Source organism: Mesorhizobium sp. B2-5-4 (genome assembly GCF_006441095.1).
GTDB lineage: Bacteria > Pseudomonadota > Alphaproteobacteria > Rhizobiales > Rhizobiaceae > Mesorhizobium > Mesorhizobium salmacidum.
This window is the reverse complement of the sequence record NZ_VFUR01000036.1, coordinates 1-24,905: the sequence shown is the minus strand read 5'-3', so window position 1 is coordinate 24,905 and position 24,905 is coordinate 1. Positions and strand designations below refer to the sequence as shown.

Genomic DNA, 24,905 nt, shown 5'->3' with positions numbered 1-24,905 from the left:
GAGATATCTCGGCACCGAGCAGTTAGACCAAGACTTTGCGATGCCTATTGGCTTGCGCCCTGCAGTATTTTGAATGTGCTCGTCCATGTGCGATAGCCTTCGTCATCACCCTGGCACCACGCGCTGAACGCGCGCCAAGCGGCGAAGGACGAGGCGGACTGCTCGAACAGCGAGCCGATCAACTGGTCGCCGGCGGGCCAGCCAGATGGCTGATCGCTTGTCGCGTGCTGCGTGAGACGCCGCAGATCGGCCAAGGCCGAGCGGACGTGCGGCAGCGGAGATTCGCACAGATCGGTGTTGTCAGTCGCCTCCCGAATGACAGCCGCAAGCTTCGCAACCACACCCGCTAGAGACTGGGCAGGCGTCGCCGCAATCTCCGCCAACAAGGCGTCCGCCCTTTCAGTGTTGTCCTGCTCTTCCTTGCACAAATCAAGATTCCCCGCGCCCGATGACTTCGCCAATAGGCAAAAGTGCGCCGCGCTCTAGGAGCCCGCGCCCAGCCTCCTGCTGCCGGATACAAGAGGCCAGCTTCGCAACGTGCGCCCGGAGCCAGGCGAGGGACACGGCAAGCGCTGGATCAGCGGGCGGCTGATCTTCAGCTGCATGGTCGGCAGAAGGCTCAGGACGCTCTGCGGTCCACGGAGAGCCGGGCTCCCGCCCAAGCGTGACGGAAGGCAAAGTCGTGGTATTGTCGGAATCAGCCATGATCCGAGCTCCACACAGCTTGGCTTTGGTCAGGTCGAAAAGGGTGTTCGCGCACCCTCTTCGACCGCAATTTCGAGACAGGGGTAATATACAAATTGATTGACGTCAATCATAATATTGCAGACAAGGCGGCGAATTTCAGCGCTGAGCAGTGCCGCGGCGCACGTGCAATGTTGGGATGGAGCCAAGATGATCTGGCCCGCGCGGCCAGCGTCGCACGGCAGACAATCGCTGATTTCGAACGCGGTGCGCGGACTCCGATTGCAAACAATATATTAGCGATCGTGAATGCGCTTGAAAGAGCTGGCATTGAAGTACTTCGTAACAATGGGATTCTGTTGCGAAAGAGCAGTTGATGGTGGTTTCACCGTCAAATGCCACTCGAACGGGCCCGCTTGACCAGTTACTCGCCATTGCGGCGGTTGGGGCGTGACCCAGATGAGGCTGTGCCCTCGCCTTGCTCGTCGGCGAAGAGGTTGGCGTAGATCGGAGCAGTGAAGCTCGGATCATCGAGCTTGAGTCCGAGATAGTCGCGGCCCTCGTTGGAGCGCTCGGACCAAGTGCGCAATGGCGGCTCCGGACCTGATCCGCGCGAGCTGCCGCCCAGGGGGCTGCGCAGCCGCGACATCCACATACCCGACCTCCACATCGACAGCATCAAGATCAAGACGCGGGATTTCAGGTGAAACGCCGAATTTCTGCCCGGCTCAGGATCGCAAGTCGTACCAAAGCGTTACAGGTCGAGCGTCGTGACGGCGCAGCTACGGAACAGGGAGACGATAATGGCAGACACAGTTGGGTTTGGTTTGAGCCAACTCAAGTGAGCAAGTCAGCTTTGCGTCGGCCAATCATCAAAGACGTTTCCACTCGCCCCACGAAGCCAGCCTCGCGCGGCTTGGCCATTCTGGCGCCACCTGCATTCCGGCCGGTCCAGCTCGCAAAACTGGTGGGCACGGTTCCTCCCGGCGACCGCTGGATCCACGAAATGAAATACGATGGCTACCGTTTCCTTGTCGCTGTGGGCGGCGGCGAGGCGCGCGCCTATACGCGCTCCGGTCTGGACTGGTCGGACCGCTTTCCCTCCATCCTGTCCGAGGCACGCACACTTAACGTTCGCTCCGCCCTCATCGACGGAGAGGCTGTCGTCATCGACACCGAGGGACGATCCAGTTTTCAGGCGCTGCAGAACGCTCCGGAGCCGGGTTCGGCCAGTGCGGCGAGATTGAAAGAAGTTGTCTCATGACCGTTCGCGCACGGACGGGATCCGCAATCTAGCTCAGGTCGGGCTTCGCCGCTTGACGCGTCGAGTCATCAGCGTAAGCTTAGTTCGTAACTAAGCTATATATTCCATAAAAATGGAACCAAGAGGAGAACGGATGAAGCGCTTATTGCAAGTCGTCGCCTCGCTCGCCGCATTGTTGCCGGCGCTGGCCTGGGCTGAACCGCAGAAGGGAGGCGTGATCGACGTTGCCACGATCGGCGAACCGCCGACGCTCGATCCGATGGCATCGACCGCCGATCTGGTCGGCATCATCACCCAGCACATCTACGAGACGCTCTACACTTTCGACAGCAAATGGGGCATCACGCCCCTTCTGGCCGCCGACATGCCAAAGATTTCGCCTGATGGCCTGACCTACACGATCGCGCTCAGAACCGGCGTGAAGTTTCACGACGGTTCCGACATGAATTCGGCCGACGTCCTGGCCTCGTTGAACCGATGGATGAAGGTGGCGACACGCGGCAAGCAGGCGGCGGAAGTCATCAGCGCCATCGACGCGGTCGACGACGACACGGTCAAGATCACGGTGAAGAAGCCCTATGCGCCGCTGCTGTCGCTGCTCTCGCTGAACAACGCCGCCGCGATCATCATTCCATCCGAAAACGCCGGCGAGGATCCGCTGACCAAGTTCATCGGAACCGGGCCTTATATGCTCAAGGAGCGCAAGCCCGACCAGTTCATCCAGCTCACCCGCTTCGACGGCTACAAGTCGCGCGGCGGGGAACCCAACGGCTATGGCGGGGCAAGGAAGCAATATCTGGACGAGATCCGCTTCGTGCCGGTGCCCGATGCCAACACGCGCGTCGAGGGCGCCGTCGCCGGCCAGTTCGCCTATGTCGATTCACTTCCCGTTGAATCCTACGACAAGGTTTCCGCCGGCAAGACCAAGCCGCTTATCCTGAAGCCGTTCGGCTGGCCGGTGTTCGTGATGAACACCAAACAGGGGCTGAATTCCGACATCCGTATCCGCAGGGCGATCCAGGCCGCGCTGGCCCCAAGCGATATGCTCCTTGCTGCCTTCGGTTCCAAAGACTTCTTTGCCGTCGACGGCGCCATGTACCCGGAGGGCTTCATCTGGCACTCGGACGTCGGCACCGAGGCCTACAAGCCCGACGGCGACACCGAGAAAGCCGCCGCACTGCTCAAGGACGCCGGTTACGACGGCAAGCCACTGCGCATCCTGACCAGCCGCCAGTATGAATTCCACTACAAGATGGCGCAGGTGGCGCAGGCCTATCTGGAACAGGCCGGCTTCAAGGTCGAACTCGACGTCGTCGAATGGGCGACGCTGACGAAGAACCGGACGGATCCGGCGCTATGGGACATCTACATCACCCATAGCCCGTTCCTGGCCGAGCCGTCGCTCAACGGCTTCATGTCGGATAACACGCCGGGCTGGTGGTCGAGCGACGCCAAGCACAAGGTGCTCGACGCCTTCAACTCAGAGAGCGACCCGGCCAAGCGCGCCAAGCTCTATGAGGATGTGCAGAAGGTGATCTACGACGAAGCGCCGATCTACAAGGTCGGCGACTTCAACGCGCTCGCCGCCGAAGCGCCGAACCTCAAGGGCGTCACGCCGGCACCCTGGCCCTATTTCTGGAACGCCTACCTCGACGGCAAATAGGCCCAACCCCTGCCTTTCCCGCTATGCTTGCGGGAAAGGCAACCTGGCATGATCCGGGCGGGGCCGCGATCCGGCCGCCCGCCAGGACAGGAGATATCAACACATATGCTGCGCTCGGTTCTCAACAGGCTTCTCGGCATGATCGTGGTGATGGCCCTGGTCGCCACCATCGTCTTCGTCATCGTGCGGGTGACGCCGGGCGACCCGGCCGCTGTCATGCTCGGCCCCGACGCCACCGCCGCCGACATCGCGGCACTTCGTTCCAAACTCGGGCTCGACGGCTCGATCCCCGAGCAGTTCTGGCGCTACATCGTCGGTGTCGTGCAGGGCGATTTCGGCCAGTCGATCTTCCTCAACGAACCGGTCACCGCGGCACTTGCGCAGCGCGCCGAACCGACCTTCTTTCTCACCGTCTTCTCGCTGCTAATCGCCACCGTGATCGCGCTGCCCGTCGGCATCCTTTCTGCCTATAGGCGCGGCTCGCTGTTCGACCAGGCGGCAACGACCATCGCCATGTTCGCGGCCAGCGTGCCGAGCTTCTGGCTCGGCCTGCTGTTCATCCAGTTCTTCGCCGTCAGGCTCGGCTGGTTCGACACGTCGGGCTATGGCGGTCCCGGCGCCTCCTTTGGTGACCGCATCGCTCATCTGGTGCTGCCGGCGCTGGCGCTGGGGCTGGTCAGCTCGGCCCTGATCACGCGTTTCACCCGCGCCTCGATGCTCGACGTCCTCAGTGACGACTATGTGCGCACCGCCCGCTCCAAGGGCATGAGCGAATGGCGCGTGGTGCTGAAACACGCGCTGAAGAACGCGCTGATCCCCATCCTCACGGTGATCGGCTTGACGGCGGCGCTGCTGATTTCCGGCGCCGTCGTCACCGAGACCGTGTTCGGCCTGCCGGGGGTCGGCAGCCTGGTCGTCTCGGCGGTGCTGCGGCGCGACTATCCGGTCATCCAGGGCGCGCTGCTGGTCATCGCCGGGCTCTATGTGCTGGTCAATTTCGTCATCGACATGCTCTATATCCTCATCGATCCGCGGGTGCGCTACTGATGGCCGCGATCGCCACCCCGCTGCAGCAGGAGCCGAACCTTTTGTCGCAGCTGCTCGGCCGCCCGACGGCGGCGGCCGGGCTGGCCGTTCTGGTCATCATCGCCGTGATGGCGATCCTGGCGCCCGTGATCGCACCCTATTCGCCGACAAAACTTTCGATCGCCGCGCGGCTGCATGCGCCTGATCTCCAGCATCTGTTCGGCACCGACGATCTCGGCCGCGACGTGTTCACGCGCATGCTCTATGCCGCCCGCACCTCGCTCTCGGTCGGCTTCGCAGTGGTCGTCTTCTCCGGTGTGGTCGGCATTGTGCTCGGCTTGACGGCCGGCTTCTTCCGCAAACTCGACACGCCGGTCTCGCGGCTGATCGACGCCATGATGGCTTTTCCCGACATCCTGCTCGCCATTGCCCTGGTGGCGGCACTCGGCGCCACGCCAATCAACGTCGTCGTGGCGCTTGGCATCGTCTATGCACCGAGGCTGGCCCGCGTCGTGCGGGCCTCGACGCTGGTGATCCGCGAACTGCCCTATGTCGAGGCGGCACGCGCGCTCGGCGTGCCGACGCCGGTCATCCTAGTGCGTCACGTGCTGCGCAACGTCACCTCGCCCATCCTGGTGCAGGGCACCTTCATCTTCGCCAACACCATCCTGGCCGAAGCCGGCCTGTCGTTCCTCGGCGTCGGCATCTCTCCCGATATCCCGACCTGGGGCACCATGATTGCGGTCGGCCGCCAGTACATGGACCAGGCCGGCTGGATCATGATGTTCCCGGGCGCTGCCATCGTCATCACCGTGCTGGCGCTGCAACTGGTCGGCGACGGCCTGCGCGACCTTCTCGATCCCCGTCTGGCAAAGGACATCTGATGTTCGGCAACAATTTTCCCGCGGCCAAACAGCCATTGCTGATTAAGGGCGCCAGGCCGGTCGCCTTCGGCGATCGTTTCGGTCCCGCCATCGACGTGCTTGTCGACAAGGATGGTCGCATCGCGGAGATCGGCTCGAGGATCGCCGTCGGCGACGACGTCAAGGTGGTGGAGGCGAACGGCGCCTTCCTGTCGCCGGGCTGGACGGACCTGCATGTCCATATCTGGTATGGCGGCACCGACATTTCGATTCGGCCGCAACAATGCGGGGCGGCGCGCGGCGTCACCTCCATGGTCGATGCCGGTTCCGCCGGGGAGGCCAATTTCCACGGCTTTCGCGAGTTCGTCATCGAGCCCGCACAGGAGAACGTCTATGCCTTCCTCAACATCGGCTCGATCGGCCTCGTCGCCTGCAACCGGGTGAGCGAGCTGATCGACATGCGTTCGATCGACATCGATCGCACCATCGCCACCATCGAGGCCAATCGCGACGTCATCGTGGGCTTGAAGGTGCGGGCAAGCCACGTCATCACCGGCGGTTGGGACCTGACGCCGGTCAGGCTGGCCAAGAAGCTGGGCCGCATCGTCAAGCTGCCTGTCATGGTGCATGTCGGCGAGCCGCCGCCGCTCTATGACGACATTCTCGGCCTGCTGACCGAGGGCGACATCGTCACCCATTGCTTCAACGGCAAGGCCGGCGGTTCGATCCTCGAAGATGACGATCTCTACCGCCTGGCCGAGGACGCGGCCGCTCGCGGCGTCGTGCTCGACGTCGGCCATGGCGGCGCATCCTTCTCCTTCGATGTCGCCAAGGCGGCGCTGGAACGCGGCCTGCCGCCGAAGACAATTTCCACCGATCTGCACAACCGCTCGCTCGACGGTTCCGTCTGGGACATGGCGACGACCATGTCGAAACTGCTGTCGCTGGGCATGGCGTTCGAGGACGTAGTGACGGCATCGACCGTGGCGCCGCGGCGCGCGATCCGGCTTGCCTCCGAGGGGCTGCTGGAAAAGCGCAAGCCGGCCGAATTTACCTTGTTCGATCTGGTCGACGCCGCGCTGACGGTACAGGATTCCCAGGGCGCGACAAGCGTCCTGCACCAGCTGTTCGAGCCGCGCTACGCAATATTGGGCGCGAATGCGATACCTGCCCACCGGCATGTGCCCGCCACGGATGCCGGTGACGGCGCCTGTCCTCATTGCGGGTGGTTATCTTGAACGATGCGCTAGCCCCCGATGTGATCCTGTCGGTGCAGGATCTCAAAGCTTGGTTCGTGACCCGCCGCATCAGCGCCAAGGCGGTCGACGGCGTCACTTTCGAGCTAAAGCGCGGTGAAACGCTGGCCGTGGTCGGCGAATCTGGTTCGGGAAAATCGGTCACCAGCCTATCGATCATGGGCCTTCTGTCGAAGCCGGGCCAGATCGTGGGAGGCAAGATCCTGTTTCGCAATAGAGCCGGCAGCGTGGACGATCTGGCAAGCTTCGCCGCGAAGGATTTCCGCCGGATCCGCGGCAAGGAGGTCGCCATGATCTTCCAAGAGCCGATGACAAGCCTTAACCCGCTATATTCCATCGGAGACCAGATCGGCGAGATGATTGCGCTGCACGAACCGGTCGGCCGGCAGGAGGCCCGCAGACGGGCCCTGGAGATGCTGCGGCACGTGGAAATTCCCGATGCCGCATCGCGTCTCGATGATTATCCGCACCAGATGTCAGGAGGCATGCGCCAGCGCGTGATGATCGCGATGGCGCTTGCCTGCAATCCTTCGCTGCTGATCGCCGATGAGCCGACGACGGCGCTCGACGTGACGATCCAGGCTCAAATTCTTGATCTCTTGCGACGGCTGCAGCAGCAGATCGGGATGTCCATCCTGTTCATCACTCACAATCTCGGTGTGGTCGCCGAGATCGCGCACAATGTCGTGGTCATGTATGCCGGCCGCGTCGTCGAGCAGGCGCCCGTCAACGATCTGTTCGCGCATCAGCGCCATCCCTATACGCGCGGCCTGCTTGCCTGCACTCCCAATGCAGCGCGCGACGTCGATGCGGCCGGCGAGCGCAAAATACTCTACTCCATCCCCGGCAGCGTGCCGGCGATCACCGCCCTGCCGCCCGGCTGCGCCTTCGAGCCGCGCTGCGACTACGCAATCGCCCCGTGCCGGGCCGCCCCGCCACCGTTGATGCCGGCGGGCTCGGCAGGGTTCTCCCGCTGCATCCGGAGCGCCGAACTATGATTGCCGACGCTGAAACCAACGACACGACACAAGCAGCCCCCCTGCTCAGCGTCCAGGCACTGACGAAGCGGTTTCCCGCGCGCAACGGCCGTGTGGTGCACGCCGTGGAGGACGTCAGTTTCGAGGTCAAGCGCGGCTCGACGGTCGGTCTGGTCGGTGAATCCGGATCCGGCAAGACCACGGCCGGTCGCGCCATTTTGCGTCTGATCGAGCCGACCAGCGGCAAAGCCCTGTTCAATGGCGTCGATCTCTTCTCGCTGTCGGCACGCGAGATGCGCGCTTATCGGCAAAAGCTGCAGATCGTCTTTCAAGACCCTTTCTCCAGCCTCAATCCGCGCCTGCGTGTCAGCGCGATACTCGGCGAAGCTCTCGACGCACGCGGCTATTTGCGTGGCAAGGCGCGGCAGGACCGCACTGCCGAGCTTCTTGCCCTTGTCGGCCTCTCATCCGATCATGCCTCTCGCTACCCGCATGAATTTTCAGGTGGCCAGCGTCAACGGATCGGCATTGCCCGGGCACTTGCGGTGGAACCAGAATTCATTGTTGCCGACGAGCCGGTTTCGGCGCTTGACGTCTCAGTGCAGGCGCAAGTGCTCAACCTGATTGGCGATCTGCAAAAGCGGCTTGGCCTGACGCTGCTGTTCATCGCGCATGACCTGTCGGTGGTTGAATACTTGTGCGACGAAGTCGTCGTCATGTATCTCGGCCGGGTGATGGAGCGCGGGCCAAGCAGGCTGGTCTATGCGGCGCCACGGCATCCCTACACCAGGGCGTTACTGGCAACCGCACCGGTGCCGGATCCAACGCGCATGCGCGTTCGGGTCCCGCTCTTGGGCGATATTCCCAGCCCGATTGATCCGCCATCAGGCTGTGTCTTTCGCACTCGCTGTCCGGAAGCGATCGAAGCCTGCGCCGCGGTCATCCCGCCGGTTTCGCCTATCGGCGGCGGACGTCATGTGGCCTGCATTCGCCACGACCAAAGAAATGACTGACTGGAGCTCGCTTACATGACTTATTCCGAGCCGATGAAGCGATCGGAAAACTCGCCCAATGACCGACTGAAGGCGCTGGGCATCACCCTGCCCCAGGCACCACCTCCAATCGCCAATTTTGTCACCCACGTTCAGGAAGGCAAGCTTCTATTCCTGTCCGGTCAGGGGCCGATCGAGGCTGACGGCATGCAGCACACCGGCAAGGTCGGCGGCAACGTGACGGTGGAGCAGGCCTATGCACATGCACGGCTGACCGGCATCAACCTGCTTGCCGTGATGCGATCCGCGCTTCACGACTTGAGCCGCGTGCGGCGTGTGGTGAAACTGCTCGGCATGGTCAATGCCGTGCCCGATTTCGCCGACCATCCTGCCGTCATCAATGGCTGCTCGGATCTATTCATCGACGTCTTCGGTCCGGCCGGAATTCACGCACGTTCGGCCGTCGGGCACGGTTCGCTGCCTGGCCAAATCACCGTCGAGATCGAGGCCATCATCGCCATCGATTGACTTCCCACTAAGGAGCACCACCGCCATGCCGATTGAGGAAATTCGTCGCCGCCTTGGCTTGAGACCGGTCATCAATGTTTCCGGCACGATGACTGGGCTCGGCGCCTCCATCGTGGTGCCGGATGCCGTCGAAGCAGTGGCGGCGATCCTGACCGAATTCGTCGAAATGGGTGACTTACAACGTCGCGCCAGCACCGTTATCGCCGATCTGACCGGCGCCGAAGCCGGCTTTGTCACGGCGTCCTGCTCGGCGGCGATCAGCCTGGCGGTGGCAGCCTGCATGACCGGACCTGATCTGGTCGCGATCGAACGCCTGCCCGACACGGCCGGGCTGAAGGACGAGGTGGTCATCCAGTCCGGCCATATGGTGAGCTACGGCGCGCCCATCGAGCAGGCGATCCGCATTGCCGGAGCCAAGGTCGTGCCGGTCGGGCAGGCGACAAGTGCCGCGGCCTATCAACTCGCCGGCGCTCTTACCGAAAACACTGCGGCAGCCGTCTACGTCGTGTCACACCACGTGGTGGGCTACGCGCAAATCCCCTTGAAGATTTTCGCCGAAGTGGCCCATGCGCGCAACGTACCGGTGATCGTCGATGCGGCGTCGGAATACGACCTGGAGGGCTTCCTGGCCGATGGAGCCGACCTGGTTCTTTATTCCGGTCACAAGTTTCTCGGCGGCCCGACCTCGGGCATCGTTGCCGGATCCAAGGCAAGGGTGCGCGACGTCTATCTGCAAAATCGCGGCATTGGCCGCGGCATGAAGGTGGGCAAGGAAGGCATCGTCGGCGCTGTGGCGGCACTTCAGGCATGGAAAACACGTGACCATGACGGCATCCGCGCCCGCGAACGCAAGGCGCTCGACTGCTGGGTCGAGGCACTCGATGGCCGACCGGGTATAATCGCCGAGATCGCCCCGGATCCGACCAAAAATCCGCTCGATCGCCTGAAAGTTTCGGTCAACCCTGCTGGGTCAGGCGCGCAAGTCGAACGTGATGGTCGCCACGTCCTTAGAGGCGCGCCTGCGCGCACGGGAAGCGGCGATCCTGAAATGGCCGGATTGATATATCAGGTATCGCAAACAGCCATCCCGTTCTACACTCGCCTTGAGAAAGATGTCCGAACCAATGACCAGGATAGTGGCCCAAATCGAAGCGACGCCAATTGCGGCGCCTGAGCCGCGCCGCTCGCGCACCAGCGGCATCGACCGGGCGCTGCAGATCCTCGATTATCTGCAGAAGGTGGAGCGACCGGCGACCGCTTACGAGATCGCCCGCGACATAGGCGCGCCGCTGTCGACCATCTATGTGATCGTTGACGACCTTGTGGAGAAGGAGTTGCTTGACCGGCAGGACAACGGCCTCCTGTGGCTCGGGCCTCGCCTCTACCACTATGGTTTGACCTATGCGCGCACCCTTGATCTTCTCAACGTCGCGATCCAGGAGATGCACGAGCTCGCCCAGAGCTCGGGCGAGACCATCCAGATTTGCGGGCGCGATGGCGATCACATGGTGGTGCTCGCCATGAAGGAGGGCAAGGACCACTTCCAGGTGACCTCGCGCGTAGGCACTCGCAGCCCCCTCAACTGGACCGCCTCCGGCCGCATGCTGGTCGGCCACTTGCCGGAAGAAGAACGCCGCGCCATTTTTGCGCGCTCCGCAACGGCTTCCCCGACCGGCCGAGCCGAAACGGATCAGAAGGTGCTGGCGAGCACGGCCGCCGCGGCGCTCGAACAACGTCTCTCGATCCAGGCCGGTGAATCCGACTTCTCTGTGGCCTGCATCGCCGCCCCCATATGCGACGGCGAGGGGGCTTGCAGGGCGACGATCTCTATCGTGGTTCCCGATATCAAGCTGAAACAGAAGAACCCGGATCTGGTCCATCTGGTCAAAGCTAGCGCCAGGCGCATCGAATCCCGGTTGGGCTGGCGCAGTGTCAAGTGACCAACAACGGCGACCGATCGGCATCCACGCGCGTGTCATTGCTGGCAACCGCTCCTCAACCTGGACTAGAAGCCAAGAGGCGCGCTGCAGCAGGTCCGGCTGAGCCCTGAGCTCGGCGGCCGGCGCCTCGTGGGGGATATGGCCTTGCTTATAATATAGACGCGGATCGCGAGCGCGAGCGTCGTTCTCGGCCCGTTCTGTCCCACTTGAGCAGGACCAGAGCCAAGTTGCCCAGCTTGCATTGTGAACGGCCGGGATGGAGGCGCAAAGCTGACCAGGCAAACTTTGCCTGAAGCGGGGCCGGGAGCGGTCAGTCTGGTTTTGAATCTTAAACAGAAGAGCTGCTGTGGCCAGGGCTGCTACTAGCTAGCGGAACCCGCGGAAGATTCGGATCAGTCCCGGGGATACCAACGCCTGCCCTTTCACAGACGGAGGCGAAGCAATTGGGTAGAGTTTGTGAAAGGGCAGGCGTTGAAGCCAGCCAACGCACCCCCCCCTGCTCCTGAAGGAGGCGACGTCTGCTCAGCCTTCCCACTGTGGGCCATTCAGGCGCGGTGGTGCCGCGGTGCCTGCCAAGGTACCGGCCGAGGAGCTGGGCAACTTCCTAGCCGACGTGCAGCTGGCTGTCGGCCACAACGTTCTGGGGCGAAAGCTGATGCTGGAGCGGCTGCTTTAGCCGTCCGGCCCGGTTCCTCTCGGCGTCCAGCAGTTCCTCCTCGGTTATCAGGCCGTTCATAATTAGCTTAAGCAGGTGGGACGCGATGCGGAGGGCCTGCTGCGATTCAAGGGGAGTGCCGTTCTCGTTGCATACTATGCGGCACACGCGAGAGAGCATATCGATCTCGCACGGCCCCAAGCACTGACCAGGGTACAACATAGCCTTTCCTCCTCGAAAGCTACGAAACCCGGACAGTGCGCCACGCGTGTGAATTCCGCAATTGATTTTGGCGTGATCGGGTGTGCTGTCAGGCACGGCCCGGGTCGACCGCCTTGGGGCCGGAACCGGCCCGGCAGCTTCGGAACTTCGGGCGCCGATTGCTGACGTTCGTCGAAACGACGCGACTACCAAACCTCGTCCGAATTCCGGACGGCGAATGTGAGTTGGGCGGTAGAAGCGTTGCTCCTCGACGTATCGTTTATGAAACTCGTGGCGGCGCTTCGAATCATGGCCAAGCCAGATCCTAAGGCTGGCGCTTGGAGCGATGTTCTTTAGCCACACGTCAATAGGGGCACCCTCCTCCGTCGGGCCTCGCGGCCAGATGAGGCCGACGAGCACACCCATGCCATCGGAGGCTCGAAGGCCGCGGGAGCCTTCGAGACATTGCTCCAGATCGCCTCGATAGGGGTGGCTCTTTCAGGATGTCTTGGCAGGGGTGACTTCTGGAAAATCGATCGGGGTCTGCACCGCGTTGTTCATGAAATTGGTCAGCAAGAATTGGGCTGTCAACGCTATCATCTCGACGATGTTGGCGTCGGTCCATCCAGCGTCCTTGACGGCCGCGAACTGGGCATCGGAAACTTTACCGCGCGTCTCGATGAGGGCTTTCGCGAAGGCCACTGCAGCTTGCCGCTTCGGGTCGCTCGACTGGCCTTGCCGATTCAGCGCGATCTCCTCTGAGGGAATCTTTGCTAATTCGTCGAGACATAGCTGTGCGCGGCGAGGCAGTAGTCGCAGCCGTTCGCCTCCGAGACCGCGAGTGCCATCCCCTCCCGCGTCTTCAGGTCGAGGGTCTTCGACACCGGCCTCATCAGGCCCGCCCAACCGCCAAGGGCGTTCGGACTGATGGACATGAGAGTGGTTCGGCAGGAAACCGAGCGTCTTGTTGATGTTGTCCAGAATTGTCTGCGATTCGGCGGGCGACTCACCGGGCCCGGGGATAGCGATGCGGGACATGTTCTTCTCCATTGATGGTGACGGCCCTGATGGGAATCTGGGGCATCGTTATCTGCCTCGGAGCAAGAGTGGATGCACAGCGAGTTCAAGGCCAAGCATGGCGATTAAGATAAGGAACCAGCGCCGAAAGGTTGTAGCCCTTATGCGCTTAAACGACATGGAGGAGAGAGGAACCGCCTCTCTCTCTCTCCAAGTTCTTACGGACGGGCGCAGATGATCGTTTTCCCCGCGCGGCGCTCGGTCGAGTTGAAAGTCGCAACAGCGTCGTTGAGGGTCGAGACCTTGCCGATGTTCGTCCGCAGTCTCCCGTCCCGGACCCGCTGAACTATCTCGCTCATTTGGGCACGATCGGACTCGACGACGAAGTCAATCGCCAGGCCATCTGCAGGTCGAATATTCGTGGGTCCGACGACGGTCACAAGCGTTCCTCCGGCCCGGACCAGCGTTGCGGACCGCTTCTGGATATCGCCGCCGATGACATCGAACACCAGATCGACTGCGCCAACGTGTTCCAGGGTGTCGCTCCCGAGGTCGACGAATTCATTTGCGCCGAAGTCGAGCGCCTTCTGGCGGTCAGCGGCACGTCCGGTGCCGATGACATAGGCTCCGGCCTCCCTTGCAAGCTGCGCCACCATCGAACCGACGGCACCGGCCGCGCCATGCGCGAGAACGCTCTGCCCCGCATGAAGGCGGCCATGCTGGAACAGCCCCTGCCACGCGGTCAGGCCCGAGATCGGCAGGCTCGCGCCCACTGTAAAGTCGACATCGCCCGGCAGCGGCGCGAGGTTGCGTCCCTCCATGGCTACATACTCCGCGAGCGTGCCGTCGCGATGCCAATCCGCAAGGCCGAACACCCGCTGCCCGACCGACAGCCCCGTCGTCCCATAACCCAGTGCAGTGACCACTCCGGCCAGTTCATGGCCGAGGATCGACGGCGTCCGGTCACGGAAGGCTCGATCGGCCCAGGTCGAAGGCCATTCCAGTTCGGTGTTGACGAATCCCGCTGCATGAACCTGTACGACGACGTCGTTTATTGCCGCCTGCGGCTCGGGCCGCTCCACCAGCTTCATCCCGGCCGTTCCTGCAGCCTGGTCCGTCACTACGATCGCTTTCATGGGAATTGTCTCCTCAGTGATTTGTTGGTTCGAGGTAAATTGCCGGCGTGGAAGGTCTTTCGATCTCTCACGCAGTTAGCTATCGGCTCAACGCCTTCCGCGACGACCTTGATGTCGAATTGCTGCTTGATGCCGACGAGACATGGCGGGCGCTTCATAGTCAGAAGCTCCGTCACTTCATGCAGATCATCTGCCGATGAGACGGCAATCGTCAGCCATTTTCCGTCGATGTATGTTTTGGCTTCATCGTAGAGCTTGACCAATTGCGGACGCCAGACATAACGCCGTTCCTCAAACTTCTCTCGTTCCGCCCCGCCCATGACCACCACGGCCGAAAGCCGCCGGTATTCCGGCACCAACGTGGTGAACGCCTTGGTTTTCTTGTAGCGCAAGGACCAACCGCGGTTCCTGCCACCGTGGAGCCAGTCCGGCGTAAAAACTCCGGGGTAGGATTCATCGATCCAGTTCCGCAGCTCAGCCCAGTGCTCGAACGCCTCTGGTCCGATCCATTCGCGGACGGCGCCATCATCGGGTGGTGCTGATTTGTCGGTGATCCTTTCGCCGATTTGGGGAAGCGTATTAGCAGGTAAAATCATCAGAAAGACCTCGTGTTGATAGTCCGGTGGAGGCCGGAGGGTTATGATATGGGCTTGCGGAGCTTGCAGCGCGCCCTCAGAAAACTGCTGGTGCGACGCTCCCCAGAGCAGGGCGGACATCGGGAAACGATCTGCCGGTGCTTGCGAGTACTGGGGGCCAAGTATCGAGGCCCCGAAACTCTCGCAGGGCCGTCAGATCGATCGCCGCGAAGGCCTTCTCCCTCGCCAACTCAGCCTTCTCCCGGTCGAGGAACGCAGTGGCTTGCAGGGGAGCAACTGCAGGGTCTTTAGACTAGTCCAATGGAGCCAAATACCAGCGTCAGATAAGGCGTGAGAAAATCGGGCTGATTTGCTCGCTCGCCCGAAAAGACGCCACCGGAAGCGACGCCGATAAACACAGGACGGTCTCGAAGCATTCCCACCTTCCCGGCGGGCGTCGACTTCATCGTGCGACCGACGCGCAGGATTTGGTCGATCCACGCCTTGAGGACAGACGGAATGCTAAAGTTGTACATCGGCGTTCCGATGACGATCATATCGGCCGCTTCGACTTCTTCGATAAGCGCTTCGGAAATATCCAGAGAACCCCTGGGCGGGGCTGCTAACGTGGCCGGTGACGCCAAAGCGGCGGCGTAGGGAGCCACGGTATGGGGCAAAGGCTCGGCTCCTAAATCCCGCCGTGTGATACTCGCCCCGGGCGCAACCTCGAGAACCTTTTCGACGATCGCCGCCGAAAGCTGGCGGCTATGCGATTCTTTCGCGGACTAACATCAATATGGAGGATGTTCATGTGGCTGTTCCTATGGCTTTACGAGCGACAGAACCGAGCTCAGATCGAGCCGGCCGGCGCGACGGCGGGAAAGTCCTTCTCGTGATCGAACACGTTGTTGAAGAAGTTCGTCAGCGAGTACATGGGTGCACGCTGGAGGTTTTCCGCCAGAGAGTCCTCTTCGGCAATGCTGAGATTGACGATGGTTATTGTGCGCACCGCCGTTTTTTACGCCAGAGTGTCCCAATCACCGCAGAATAGATCTGATGTCATTCACACATCGCCCTTGGATCCGTACATTCCAATCGGATGATCGCTTAAGTAAGCCCTATGCGATGACGTTCAGGTTGTTCTCCAATGTCTCCCGAAAGGCAAGCAATGAGCATTTCAGAGCAGTTGGACGACCATACGCCCCTACGACTCAACATAGCTGCCGAAATCGCCTTTCCGGACGGCTCTATGAGTGCGGCAGGTCTGCGAAAAGAGCGAGATGCTGACCGTCTTCAGACAGAGTTGATCGCAGGCAAGGAATACGTCACTTTGGCAGCGATCGCAAAAATGAGAGAGCTATGCCGCGGACGTCGAAAGGGGCGCGCCTCGTCTGGCGCGCCGAAAGCAGAAGAGCGGACGGAAAGCTGCGCAGCGGAGCCGGCTGGTTCATCCGCGATGGCGCAACCTTCATCAGCGCTTGTGGCGGCACTCGCGACCGCGAACGCGCTGAAAAGCGTCTCGCCAGTCACATCACGGAAAAATACCGGCCGGCCCGCGAGCGCGGTCGTGATCCCGCCACGGTCCCGGTAGCTGACGCAGTAAACGTATACCTTACCGACGTCGCGCCTTCGCACGCGAAGCCGAAAGAAACCGCCGACCGGCTGATCGTTGTCCTAACGTGGTTTGGCGACACAAAGATCGGCGACATCGATGGCAAAATGTGCCGCGATTACGCCAGGGCACACGGCAACGGCGCGGCCGCAAGGCGTCAGTTGGAGGATTTGCGAGCGGCGCTGAACAACTATCACCGCGAAGGCTACGCAACTTCTGCGCCAGCAATTGTGCTGCCCGCGAAAGCAGCACCGCGCGACCGCTGGCTGACCCGCGACGAGGCAGCCGCCCTGCTTCGCGCTGCATGGCGCATGCGCCAGTCGTGGAAGGGAAGGCCAAGCGATCGTCGCACCGCATGCCACGTCGCGCGCTTCATCTTGGTCGCTCTCTATACTGGCACGCGCTCCGCCGCGATCTGCGGCGCGGCCGTCCGGCGAACAGAAGGTGCGGGACATGTGGATATCGAACGCGGCGTTTTCTACCGCCGCGCCAGCGGTTGCCGCGAGACCAAGAAGCGTCAACCGCCCGTCAGGTTGCCTGATCGCCTCGTGGCACATGTGCGCCGCTGGGCGAGCACACCGCTGGAAATTAAGACCAAGGGCCGAGGAAAAAGCGCCAGCATTGGCCGCATGATCGCCCATGACTACGTGGTTGAGTGGAACGGCAAACCGGTGCAGTCGATCAAGAAGGCCTTCCGCTCGGTGGTCGAGGCGGCCGGACTGGGCTGGTATGAGGAGGTTGCGACACCGCACGGTAGCGTCCGGCGCGTCTTCCGCACCGACATCACCCCGCACGTGTTCCGCCACACGGCCGCGACCTGGCTGATGCAGCGGGGGTCCGACCCCTGGGCGGCGGCCGGATACCTGGGCATGAGCGTCCAAGTGCTCATTCAGACTTATGGCCATCACCACCCCGATTTTCAGGCCCAAGCCGCCGAGGCAATCGTCTCCAAGTCACGCTTGCCAAACATACCCAAAAACACAGTCAGGATGCGCGCGGCACAGAAAGAGAACATTTCCGCCTACCCCACAGTTACCCCACAGATATACCGGAAATAAACGTGAACATTGGCCTTCAGACGCCATGAGAAATGGCGGAAATCCGGGCTTTTGCTGGCCAACCCGCCCGTTCGGGACGAGGGGGTCGCAGGTTCAAATCCTGCCACTCCGACCAGAAACAACAATGGGTTAGCGCCGCGACGATGGCTACCCCACAGATATCCCGACAGAAATAGCAATGTGTCTACGTGGCGCGTCTGACGAGCCGGATCGGCGAGGCTCCGGGCGTACCCGGCCCTTTCGAGAGCCGTGCATGGCTTTGCGAATCGAGCCATCATTTATCAGTGCCTTGATCGTTGCCGTGGCGAAGAGCCGACTTCTTGAGATAGGGCGCGATAGAAATCAGGGCTGTGACCAAGCTGCTGAAAACGATCCAGCCAACTATCTCTTTTTCCGATATCTTTCGATCATGTTTGATGCCTGTTGCCGGTGGCGTCCGCGAATGGACGATTTGCGCCAGATCGGCCCGGCTGCCATGCCGGATCGAATAGGCGCGGGTAATTTCCGCGCCGAGTAGAAAGACCTCCGATGAGTAGTAGACCCACAGCAGCACCACAAGCAGCGCCCCGGCAGCGCCATATGAGGAGGCAACCGCGCTTGTGCCAATATACCAGCCGATCAACGACTTTCCGATGGTGAACAAAAGCGCCGTGATCACGGCGCCGACGCCCACATCACGCCATTCGAGTGAACGGTCCGGCAGAACTTTGTAGATGGCAGCAAACATCAGTGCGATCAGAACAAAGGAGACGATGGTATTTATGGAGGCGAGGATAAACTCGCCAAAAGGCAGGTGAGCGTTGATCACTTGGGCAAGCGCCGATATCGCCGCGCTCGCAACCAGCGAGACCAGAAGTAGAAAGCCCAGCGCTCCCACCAAGCCCAGACTTGCCGCGCGAGCCCGCACCAAGCGCGAAATGGAAAATCCGGTGGGTGGCACTTTCCACATCTGGTTCAGTGAAAGCTGCATCTCTCCGAACACCCCGGATGCGGTGACAAACAGAGTGATCAAGCCCAAGATGGTCGCCAATGTCCCTGCGGTTCTCTGGGAGGCGCTTTCGATCGTTGCTTGCAGCAGGTCGGCACTTTGAGGACCCATGACGCCTGAAATCTGTGCCGACAACGCGACCTGAGCGGCATCGTTCCCGAAGCCCAGACCGGCGATGGCAACAACGATCAGCAGGATTGGAGCGAGCGAAGTGGTCGCATAGAAAGCCATCGCCGCCCCGTGGCTCAAGCAATTGTCGTCGACGAAGCCGCGGATGCTCTCGCTCAGCAGGTGCCAAAACGCAATCAGCGACCGTGACATGTTAGCCTCAAGACTTTTCGCAGCTCGGCTGGAGAGTTCGCCGCAACACCGGCGGACAATCTTGCGGACGGATTATGACCTTCGTCACCATGGCACCGTCCACACTTCCATGCGCTTCACTCACGATCCTCCCTTTGCTTCAACTCGCGACGTAACTCCGCGTTCCCAAGGCGGGCTCGAAGGAAAAGGTCAGCACATTGACGCCTGCTGTTGTGCCGGCATCGCAGGATCACTGCTTCGGTGCCACCGGCACAGATGCGAGCGGCGAGAGCATTGATCCGGCTCTCAATTGCTGGTGCGTGGGCGGCGGGCCTTCCGGGAGCATCACCTGAACGCCGCGAAAATCGCTCACGCGATCGACGAGCGGAACACGCGGTGGCGTTGCAAAAAACGAAAAAAGCTGGCCAGCTGCTTCGCCGGAACCGTTACGGAATGAGATGACGCCCACAGGCAAACAGGAGGACAATCGATGAAAACCGCAATTCTGACTGCCGCCGTGGTTCTGGCCATGCCGGGTTTTGCCTCTGCCAAGGACAAATGCGCCGACGCCAAGGATCAGGTCACCACGAACCAGTGCGCCGATGCTTCGTTCAAGAAATCGGACAAGAAGCTAAACGAGCTCTACAAGCAGATCGAAACCCGCCTCAAGGACGATGCGGATGCCAAGAAGCTTCTCGTTCAAGCGCAGCAGGGCTGGGTCAAATTTCGCGATGCGGAGTGCCAATTCCAGGCTGCGGGGGCGGCTGGAGGAAGCATGGCACCGATGCTCATCTCGATGTGCATGGACAGCTTGACGCAATCCCGTGTCAAGAATTTCGAAGGTTACCTGAATTGCCGGGAAGGCGATGCGAGCTGCCCCCTTCCAACAGCGAACTGACGCCCACAATTGGTTTGATCACAATGCAGCGGGAACCAGAAACTCGCTGGGTTTTGCGGCACAATTTCGTCCAAAAAAGCCGTTTTGGATTCGCCTGATGGGGTGCGCCTGGTGGCGGGGCATAACCCGCCACAAGGTTGTTGGCAAAGGCGATGGCCTATTTGGAGCCGCCAAGTGCCTTCAATTTTTCGCAGAACTGAGCATGAGGCTTGCTCATCGCCGCGTCGTTGCATTCCTTCATCATCTTGTCCTGATCAGCCTTGGCCATCGCAGCCCAAGCCTTTTTCATATCGGCGTCGGGCTTCATCGTCTTCATGCTCGCGTCGGTGAAGAACGGGGCCATCATCTTGGGTTCATCGAGCGCGCCGGCAAGCGCCGCGCCGCCAACAATCGTGAAAGCAAGTGCGCCTCAACACGCAGTTTTGAAGCTCATGAAATTATCCTTCCCTATTTTTGTGCCCCGACCGTCGTTTGCGATCAGGTGCGGTTTCTAAGGCAATATAAGCAACATCTAAAAAACGGAGAATGTTGGGATGTCGCTTCACAAGTCGATCACATCCTTGAAAAATGGCGCCGCGCGGCGGACTGCCTTTTTCGGATTACCTCAGCCGCCGATATGTCTCGCCTGCTGCGCTGGCACTCACGGGTTTGACCAGAGCACAAGAACACCTCCTGGTCCTTGGCCGCCAGAATGCCATCGAACGGGTCGCAGCCTTGCTGGTCGACATGACGGAACGCCAAGGAGGCCTGCGCAAGATTGAGTGGCGGATGTCGCGACTGGACATTGGCGACTATCTCGGCCTCACCATCGAAACTGTGTCGCGGGTCTTCACCCGCCTCAAGGACAAAAGCGTCATTCGCCTGCTCGGCTTGCGCAGCATCGAAATTCTAAAGCAGGACGAGCTGCTGAACATGGGCAATAATGCGCCTCGCTCCTCCAACGTCACCCGCAAGGGCACGGTGCAGGCCGCCTAGCGGAGACCGAAAAAGCTCAATATCGCTATCACGATGACCACCGCTCCGATGAGCCAAATGATATTGTTCATGATCTCTCTCCCGTTGCCTGCCTGGTGAGCCCGCGCCTCTGGCGGAGGACGCGGGCCGATCAGCCTTTGCCTGCTGATCTTCAGCGGACCTCAAACTGTGATGCCTGCTGTGGAGATAAAACCATTAGGCTTATCTAATGTTCCGTAGCGTGACAGGATCTCGAAATAGCTAAGCAAACTGCTTTTGTGGGACAGGGACAGATTGGTCCTCACAGCGGCAGTTGCGCTGGCCTGCCCGCGCGGACGACGGACTATGCGGCGGCGTAGCTGCCCGGGAGAACCAACCGTATTGTAGAAGAGCCGATGTCGCGAACATCCCGGGTGAGGACTCATGGGAGTCCGTCGCAATATTGCGATTTTTCTCCAGGTCTGGTCGCGCGATCCGATAGCCAGCCCTTCGATTTACCATACGTCCCAGCTGTCCCGGGAAGCCGGAACCAAAGGGATCAGCGGCAGTTGTACCCGACGAAGGGCTAATCAAGGCAATGGAGAAATTGGAATGAAAACAGTGGCCATCTGCGCTTTGGCGCTTTCGCTGGGGTTCCCTGCTTTGGCATCGGCCGCCCAGACTGACGTTATCATCAAGACCCATCATCGACATCATAACCACGTCAGGATCATCAATGAGGAGGGCCAGCGCCTTCATCACCGTTACCATGGACAGATCGGGTTCTACGATAATGGCCGCCGGCACCACCATCGGAATACGGTCGTTGTCACCGGCTCCGTCTCCACTCACCACCGTCATCATCACCCGGTGGTGATGGAAAACAGCGGCTACTGATCGCCGACTGGTGGCCCGGCTCTCGATCAAGCCTGGCCACCAGCTGCGAAAGAGAACCGGGCCAATTCTGATATCTCGTCATCGCCGGAACTAAATTGCGCGAACTTGGGTCCGTGAGCCCAGGCAATTCGTCGTATCCTACGCCGGACGGGCCTGTAGGGGGCTTGCTGCACCAAAGGGGAACTTGGTGATCAATCAGCTGAGGACTACTCCAGCCACCATGAAGGTAATAGCCACAGCGAAGATCGGTGCGAGCAACCAGCGCGCCTGGCCAACACTCTTCTCCATCGGCTTCCTCCCATAATCTCGTAGCGGACAAACGGTGGCAAACAGCGGCTGTTCCGGGCGCCGCGGCCGGCAAGACCATTACGTCTTGGGGCAAGACCTAAGTCCCGCACCTCGCCAGACCGAAGCCCAGCCCTGGAACGTTTGCCCGCCCTCCAGAGTTCGGTTGGCTGGGCGCGAGGACCATCAAAAAAGAAGCGGACGTAGATGACCACGACAATCTCGAATCGTGACAACGCAAGATCCGATGCCTTGCAGCTGCGCGTGGCAGACCTCAGGAGCAGGATGCGCGACGCGCGGATCACCAAGAGCGAAATCAAGACCTTCCAAAAGGTCGCGGCCGTAATGGAGGACGGTCAAGGCCGGATCTATGGCGACGATTTGATCGCCGCATCCTTCGTTACCGACGTGCTGACGGACACGACGCGCCCTGAATGACCATGCCAACAATCAGCAGGCTTTTTGAATCCCATTCCGAAGCAGCCCGGATCGCCGGCAATCTTTTGGCGGCCGGGGTTCCTCGCGTACAGATCGCGATTATCGGGCCCTACCAAGACGAAATCGGTGTCCTGAAATCTCCCGCTGTCATGCTTGGCGCCGCCGCCGGGCTGTTGGCTTGCCTGAGCGCTTTTGCTGTCCACGGCATCAATCCTTTTGCGACCGGCCTGTCGGCGACGGCCCTGATAGGCTGCGGCTGCATCCTCGGCGGGTTGTTCGGAGCCATGGCCGCGGGCGCCAGAAGGTTTGAGCGTAGAGGCGTCGATGAAGGAGTTGTGCTGGTGACGGCCCATGTCGATGAGAATGCCACGGACGTCGCCCAAATGGTGCTCGGTGGTGGTTGTGTCCCCATGACCGGATTGGACGCCGAAGCAGCGTAAGATTTCGATGACATTGAATAAACGGGCCAATACCCCAGTGCAGAGCGCGAGCACTGGGCTATCGGCCTCTCAACCTTTGACGAGATGGGCATCGGCCCCTAGTTTTGATCGATGAATATGAGGGAGCCGGTAATACGGCGAACCGGACGCGGACATGAATTTGATCTCAACGACCGGATCGGCACCGGTTCTTCTGGCTACGGTGTTTCTTGTTGCCGGATGCTCCTCGATCGGCAGGACGGCCGATCCGGCCAAATACGAGAGCATGAGCTGCACCGAGCTCAACAGCGCCGTGGGAAGCAGCGCGAGCGACATCTCGCAAACCGCGATCACCCGCGGCAAGGTCGCCAACACCAGAGTGCCGCGCTGGCTGCCCGGCGGATCGCGCGTGAAGATGGCGGTCGCCAACCGTGAAACGGCAAGGATCGACCGGTTGAAGCAACAGCAGGATGCCGTTGTCGCCGTGCGCGCACGCAAGTGCGCCAGCTCAGCCGGCTGAGCGAACAGGCCTCACTACAGTGACTTGTCACGCGCTCAACCGGAAGCGCGTGACGTCGATCGCGGCGTTCATCAGCGTCTGTGTATAAGGGGCTTGCGGATTGCTGAAGATGGCCTCGGTCGGCCCCTCCTCGACAATCTTGCCCTGCTTCATGACGATGATGTAGTCGGCCATGGCGCGCACCACCGCGAGATCGTGGCTGATGAACAGGTAAGACAGTTCGTGGTCGGCCTGGAGCTTGCGCAGCAGTTCCACGATCTGTTTCTGCACCGAGCGATCGAGCGCCGAGGTGGGCTCGTCCAGCACGACCATCTTCGGCTTCAGGATCATGGCGCGGGCAATGGCGATGCGTTGCCGTTGTCCGCCGGAAAATTCGTGCGGGTAGCGGTTGCGGGCGTTGGGGTCGAGACCGACTTCGCGCAGGGCCTCGACCGCGCGCTGGTCGCGCTGCTTTCCCGAAAGGTTCGGCTCATGCACCAGCAGCCCTTCGGTGATGACCTGGCCGACGGTCATGCGCGGCGACAGCGAGCCGAAGGGATCCTGGAAGACGAGCTGCATCTGGCGCCGCAGCGGTCGCATCTGCTGCCGGTTGGCAGTGGAAATGTCGCGATCGCCGAACCGAATGAGCCCATCGCTCGGCAAAAGCCGCAGCAAGGCGCGGCCGAGCGTCGATTTACCTGAGCCGGATTCGCCGACGATGCCGATGGTCTGGTTGCGTTGCAACCGGATCGAGATGTGATCGACAGCGCGCAGCATCAGCGGTTCGCCGGCGAAAAACCCGCCACCGATCCTGAATGTGACTTCGACATTCCTGCCCTCGAGCACCACGGGCGCATTGGCGGGCGGAGGTGCCTTGGTTCCCGTCGGCTCGGCCGCCAGCAGCATCTTGGTGTAGGCATGCTGCGGGTTGGCGAAGATCGCTTCCGCCTCCCCTTCCTCGACGACCTCCCCCTGGCGCATGACATAGACCCGGTCGGCGAAGCGGCGGACGATGCCGAGGTCGTGGGTGATGAAGACGATCGCCATGCCAAGCTTGCGCTGCAACTCGGCCAGCAGCATCAGGATCTGCGCCTGGATGGTCACGTCGAGCGCCGTCGTCGGCTCGTCGGCGATCAGGATGTCGGGGTCGTTGGCGAGCGCCATGGCGATCATCACGCGCTGGCGCTGGCCGCCGGACATTTCGTGCGGATAAGATTTCATCCGCCGGTCCGGATCGGGAATATGGACGAGCCGCAGCAGCTTGAGCGCCTCATCATGCGCCTCCGTGGCACTCAGGCCCCGATGCCGGCGGATCGGCTCGATCAGCTGGTTGCCGATCGAATAGAGCGGATCGAGCGAGGTCATCGGCTCCTGGAAGATCATGCTGATCTTGCGGCCGCGGACCTTGTTCAGCTCGGATTTGCTCAGCGTCAAAAGGTTGCGGCCGCGATAGTCGACACTGCCCGACGCCTCGCCATTGGAGGCCAGCAGGCTCATCGCCGCCATCATCATCTGGCTCTTGCCGGAGCCGGACTCGCCGACGACTGCGACGGTTTCGCCCGCATTCACGTGGATGTTGATACCCTTGACCGCTTCGACCGCACCGTCGAGCGTGCGGAAGCGGACGCGGAGGTCCTTGACCCTGAGGATCGTTTCGGGAGTGGCCATGTCAGCGTTCCCCATCTTTATCGATCCCTTGGGTCGAGCGCGTCGCGCAGGCCATCGCCGACGAAGTTCAGGGCGAACAGCGTCGAAACGAGGAAGAAGGCGGGAAACAGGAGCAGCCAGTTGGCGGTGCCGA

24 protein-coding genes and 6 pseudogenes are annotated in these 24,905 nt (G+C 61.3%); 19 read left to right on the top strand and 11 right to left on the bottom strand.

What is annotated here, in order from left to right; genetic code table 11:
- Nucleotides 1–44: 44 nt before the first annotated feature.
- Entirely contained in the window at nucleotides 45–428 is a 384-nt protein-coding gene (locus FJ492_RS27765) for a hypothetical protein (protein ID WP_246676148.1), read from the bottom strand.
- Between the two features lie 372 nt (nucleotides 429–800).
- Between FJ492_RS27765 and FJ492_RS27760 the strand changes: the two genes are divergently transcribed.
- The gene (locus FJ492_RS27760) at nucleotides 801–1,061 is read left to right on the top strand and encodes a helix-turn-helix transcriptional regulator (protein WP_246676147.1); all 261 of its coding nucleotides are present in this window, start codon (nucleotides 801–803) and stop codon (nucleotides 1,059–1,061) included.
- Between the two features lie 47 nt (nucleotides 1,062–1,108).
- On the opposite strand, the pseudogene FJ492_RS29370 reads toward FJ492_RS27760, so the two are convergent.
- Nucleotides 1,109–1,264, bottom strand: a pseudogene (locus tag FJ492_RS29370) (DUF736 family protein); the annotation flags it as partial.
- 1 nt (nucleotide 1,265) lies between these two features.
- Between FJ492_RS29370 and FJ492_RS29530 the strand changes: the two are divergent.
- The 11 genes from FJ492_RS29530 (at nucleotide 1,266) to FJ492_RS27705 (ending at nucleotide 11,193) form a co-directional block, all read left to right on the top strand.
- Complete coding sequence (locus FJ492_RS29530; protein ID WP_281406456.1) at nucleotides 1,266–1,391, top strand: hypothetical protein; 126 nt, start codon at nucleotides 1,266–1,268, stop codon at nucleotides 1,389–1,391.
- A gap of 134 nt (nucleotides 1,392–1,525) precedes the next feature.
- A complete protein-coding gene (locus FJ492_RS27750; protein ID WP_246676146.1) occupies nucleotides 1,526–1,948 on the top strand; it encodes a hypothetical protein in 423 nt (140 codons plus the stop codon).
- 133 nt (nucleotides 1,949–2,081) lie between these two features.
- A complete protein-coding gene (locus FJ492_RS27745; protein ID WP_140773486.1) occupies nucleotides 2,082–3,611 on the top strand; it encodes an ABC transporter substrate-binding protein in 1,530 nt (509 codons plus the stop codon).
- A gap of 105 nt (nucleotides 3,612–3,716) precedes the next feature.
- Nucleotides 3,717–4,658 (top strand): ABC transporter permease, encoded by a 942-nt coding sequence (locus FJ492_RS27740; RefSeq protein ID WP_181166781.1) that lies wholly within the window; start codon nucleotides 3,717–3,719, stop codon nucleotides 4,656–4,658.
- Nucleotides 4,658–5,521, top strand: a complete 864-nt coding sequence (locus FJ492_RS27735; RefSeq protein WP_140773483.1) for an ABC transporter permease — start codon at nucleotides 4,658–4,660, stop codon at nucleotides 5,519–5,521. Before FJ492_RS27740 ends, FJ492_RS27735 begins: the two co-directional genes overlap by 1 nt.
- Nucleotides 5,521–6,738 (top strand): amidohydrolase/deacetylase family metallohydrolase, encoded by a 1,218-nt coding sequence (locus tag FJ492_RS27730; RefSeq protein WP_140773481.1) that lies wholly within the window; start codon nucleotides 5,521–5,523, stop codon nucleotides 6,736–6,738. The genes FJ492_RS27735 and FJ492_RS27730 overlap by 1 nt, the downstream gene beginning before the upstream one ends.
- Nucleotides 6,735–7,754, top strand: a complete 1,020-nt coding sequence (locus FJ492_RS27725) for an ABC transporter ATP-binding protein (protein WP_140773478.1) — start codon at nucleotides 6,735–6,737, stop codon at nucleotides 7,752–7,754. Before FJ492_RS27730 ends, FJ492_RS27725 begins: the two co-directional genes overlap by 4 nt.
- A complete protein-coding gene (locus FJ492_RS27720) occupies nucleotides 7,751–8,746 on the top strand; it encodes an oligopeptide/dipeptide ABC transporter ATP-binding protein (protein WP_140773475.1) in 996 nt (331 codons plus the stop codon). Before FJ492_RS27725 ends, FJ492_RS27720 begins: the two co-directional genes overlap by 4 nt.
- 15 nt (nucleotides 8,747–8,761) lie before the next feature.
- Nucleotides 8,762–9,253 (top strand): RidA family protein, encoded by a 492-nt coding sequence (locus FJ492_RS27715; RefSeq protein ID WP_140773473.1) that lies wholly within the window; start codon nucleotides 8,762–8,764, stop codon nucleotides 9,251–9,253.
- Nucleotides 9,254–9,278: 25 nt separating this feature from the next.
- Nucleotides 9,279–10,427 (top strand): aminotransferase class V-fold PLP-dependent enzyme, encoded by a 1,149-nt coding sequence (locus FJ492_RS27710; protein WP_140773470.1) that lies wholly within the window; start codon nucleotides 9,279–9,281, stop codon nucleotides 10,425–10,427.
- Nucleotides 10,378–11,193 (top strand): IclR family transcriptional regulator, encoded by an 816-nt coding sequence (locus FJ492_RS27705; protein WP_246676145.1) that lies wholly within the window; start codon nucleotides 10,378–10,380, stop codon nucleotides 11,191–11,193. Before FJ492_RS27710 ends, FJ492_RS27705 begins: the two co-directional genes overlap by 50 nt.
- 1,132 nt (nucleotides 11,194–12,325) lie before the next feature.
- Here the strand turns inward: FJ492_RS27705 and FJ492_RS29525 are convergent.
- The 6 genes and pseudogenes from FJ492_RS29525 to FJ492_RS27665 form a co-directional block, all read right to left on the bottom strand.
- Nucleotides 12,326–12,523, bottom strand: a pseudogene (locus FJ492_RS29525) (DUF488 family protein); the annotation flags it as partial.
- Nucleotides 12,524–12,547: 24 nt separating this feature from the next.
- Nucleotides 12,548–13,087: pseudogene (locus FJ492_RS27690) on the bottom strand (carboxymuconolactone decarboxylase family protein).
- Nucleotides 13,088–13,284: 197 nt separating this feature from the next.
- The gene (locus FJ492_RS27680) at nucleotides 13,285–14,202 is read right to left on the bottom strand and encodes an NADP-dependent oxidoreductase (RefSeq protein WP_140773466.1); all 918 of its coding nucleotides are present in this window, start codon (nucleotides 14,200–14,202) and stop codon (nucleotides 13,285–13,287) included.
- Between the two features lie 143 nt (nucleotides 14,203–14,345).
- A pseudogene (locus tag FJ492_RS27675) lies at nucleotides 14,346–14,798 on the bottom strand (DUF3788 domain-containing protein); the annotation flags it as partial.
- Between the two features lie 287 nt (nucleotides 14,799–15,085).
- Nucleotides 15,086–15,523 (bottom strand): NAD(P)H-dependent oxidoreductase, encoded by a 438-nt coding sequence (locus FJ492_RS27670; protein WP_246676150.1) that lies wholly within the window; start codon nucleotides 15,521–15,523, stop codon nucleotides 15,086–15,088.
- A 104-nt stretch (nucleotides 15,524–15,627) separates the two neighbouring features.
- A pseudogene (locus FJ492_RS27665) lies at nucleotides 15,628–15,711 on the bottom strand (carboxymuconolactone decarboxylase family protein); the annotation flags it as partial.
- Between the two features lie 425 nt (nucleotides 15,712–16,136).
- Between FJ492_RS27665 and FJ492_RS27660 the strand changes: the two are divergent.
- On the top strand, nucleotides 16,137–17,447 hold the full coding sequence (locus FJ492_RS27660) for a tyrosine-type recombinase/integrase (protein ID WP_246676144.1): 1,311 nt from the start codon (nucleotides 16,137–16,139) through the stop codon (nucleotides 17,445–17,447).
- 274 nt (nucleotides 17,448–17,721) lie between these two features.
- Here the strand turns inward: FJ492_RS27660 and FJ492_RS27655 are convergent, their stop codons facing one another.
- The gene (locus FJ492_RS27655; protein ID WP_140508035.1) at nucleotides 17,722–18,756 is read right to left on the bottom strand and encodes a YihY/virulence factor BrkB family protein; all 1,035 of its coding nucleotides are present in this window, start codon (nucleotides 18,754–18,756) and stop codon (nucleotides 17,722–17,724) included.
- A gap of 469 nt (nucleotides 18,757–19,225) precedes the next feature.
- Between FJ492_RS27655 and FJ492_RS27650 the strand changes: the two genes are divergently transcribed.
- Entirely contained in the window at nucleotides 19,226–19,633 is a 408-nt protein-coding gene (locus FJ492_RS27650; protein ID WP_140773462.1) for a lysozyme inhibitor LprI family protein, read from the top strand.
- A gap of 157 nt (nucleotides 19,634–19,790) precedes the next feature.
- On the opposite strand, the gene FJ492_RS27645 is transcribed toward FJ492_RS27650, so the two are convergent.
- Complete coding sequence (locus FJ492_RS27645; RefSeq protein WP_348641921.1) at nucleotides 19,791–19,979, bottom strand: hypothetical protein; 189 nt, start codon at nucleotides 19,977–19,979, stop codon at nucleotides 19,791–19,793.
- A gap of 246 nt (nucleotides 19,980–20,225) precedes the next feature.
- Between FJ492_RS27645 and FJ492_RS27640 the strand changes: the two are divergent.
- The 5 genes and pseudogenes from FJ492_RS27640 to FJ492_RS27620 all read left to right on the top strand — a co-directional run.
- Nucleotides 20,226–20,608 (top strand): annotated as a pseudogene (locus FJ492_RS27640) (helix-turn-helix domain-containing protein); the annotation flags it as partial.
- Between the two features lie 570 nt (nucleotides 20,609–21,178).
- Nucleotides 21,179–21,463: a hypothetical protein gene (locus FJ492_RS27635; protein ID WP_140773460.1), complete on the top strand. Its 285-nt coding sequence runs from the start codon at nucleotides 21,179–21,181 to the stop codon at nucleotides 21,461–21,463.
- Between the two features lie 492 nt (nucleotides 21,464–21,955).
- Nucleotides 21,956–22,186 carry a hypothetical protein gene (locus FJ492_RS27630; RefSeq protein ID WP_140508029.1) on the top strand — a complete coding sequence of 77 codons (231 nt, stop codon included), beginning with the start codon at nucleotides 21,956–21,958 and terminating at the stop codon, nucleotides 22,184–22,186.
- Nucleotides 22,183–22,626: a hypothetical protein gene (locus tag FJ492_RS27625; protein ID WP_246676143.1), complete on the top strand. Its 444-nt coding sequence runs from the start codon at nucleotides 22,183–22,185 to the stop codon at nucleotides 22,624–22,626. The genes FJ492_RS27630 and FJ492_RS27625 overlap by 4 nt, the downstream gene beginning before the upstream one ends.
- A gap of 154 nt (nucleotides 22,627–22,780) precedes the next feature.
- A complete protein-coding gene (locus FJ492_RS27620) occupies nucleotides 22,781–23,125 on the top strand; it encodes a hypothetical protein (protein ID WP_140508027.1) in 345 nt (114 codons plus the stop codon).
- A 27-nt stretch (nucleotides 23,126–23,152) separates the two neighbouring features.
- On the opposite strand, the gene FJ492_RS27615 is transcribed toward FJ492_RS27620, so the two are convergent.
- Nucleotides 23,153–24,772 (bottom strand): ABC transporter ATP-binding protein, encoded by a 1,620-nt coding sequence (locus tag FJ492_RS27615; RefSeq protein ID WP_140508025.1) that lies wholly within the window; start codon nucleotides 24,770–24,772, stop codon nucleotides 23,153–23,155.
- Nucleotides 24,773–24,905 lie beyond the last annotated feature (133 nt).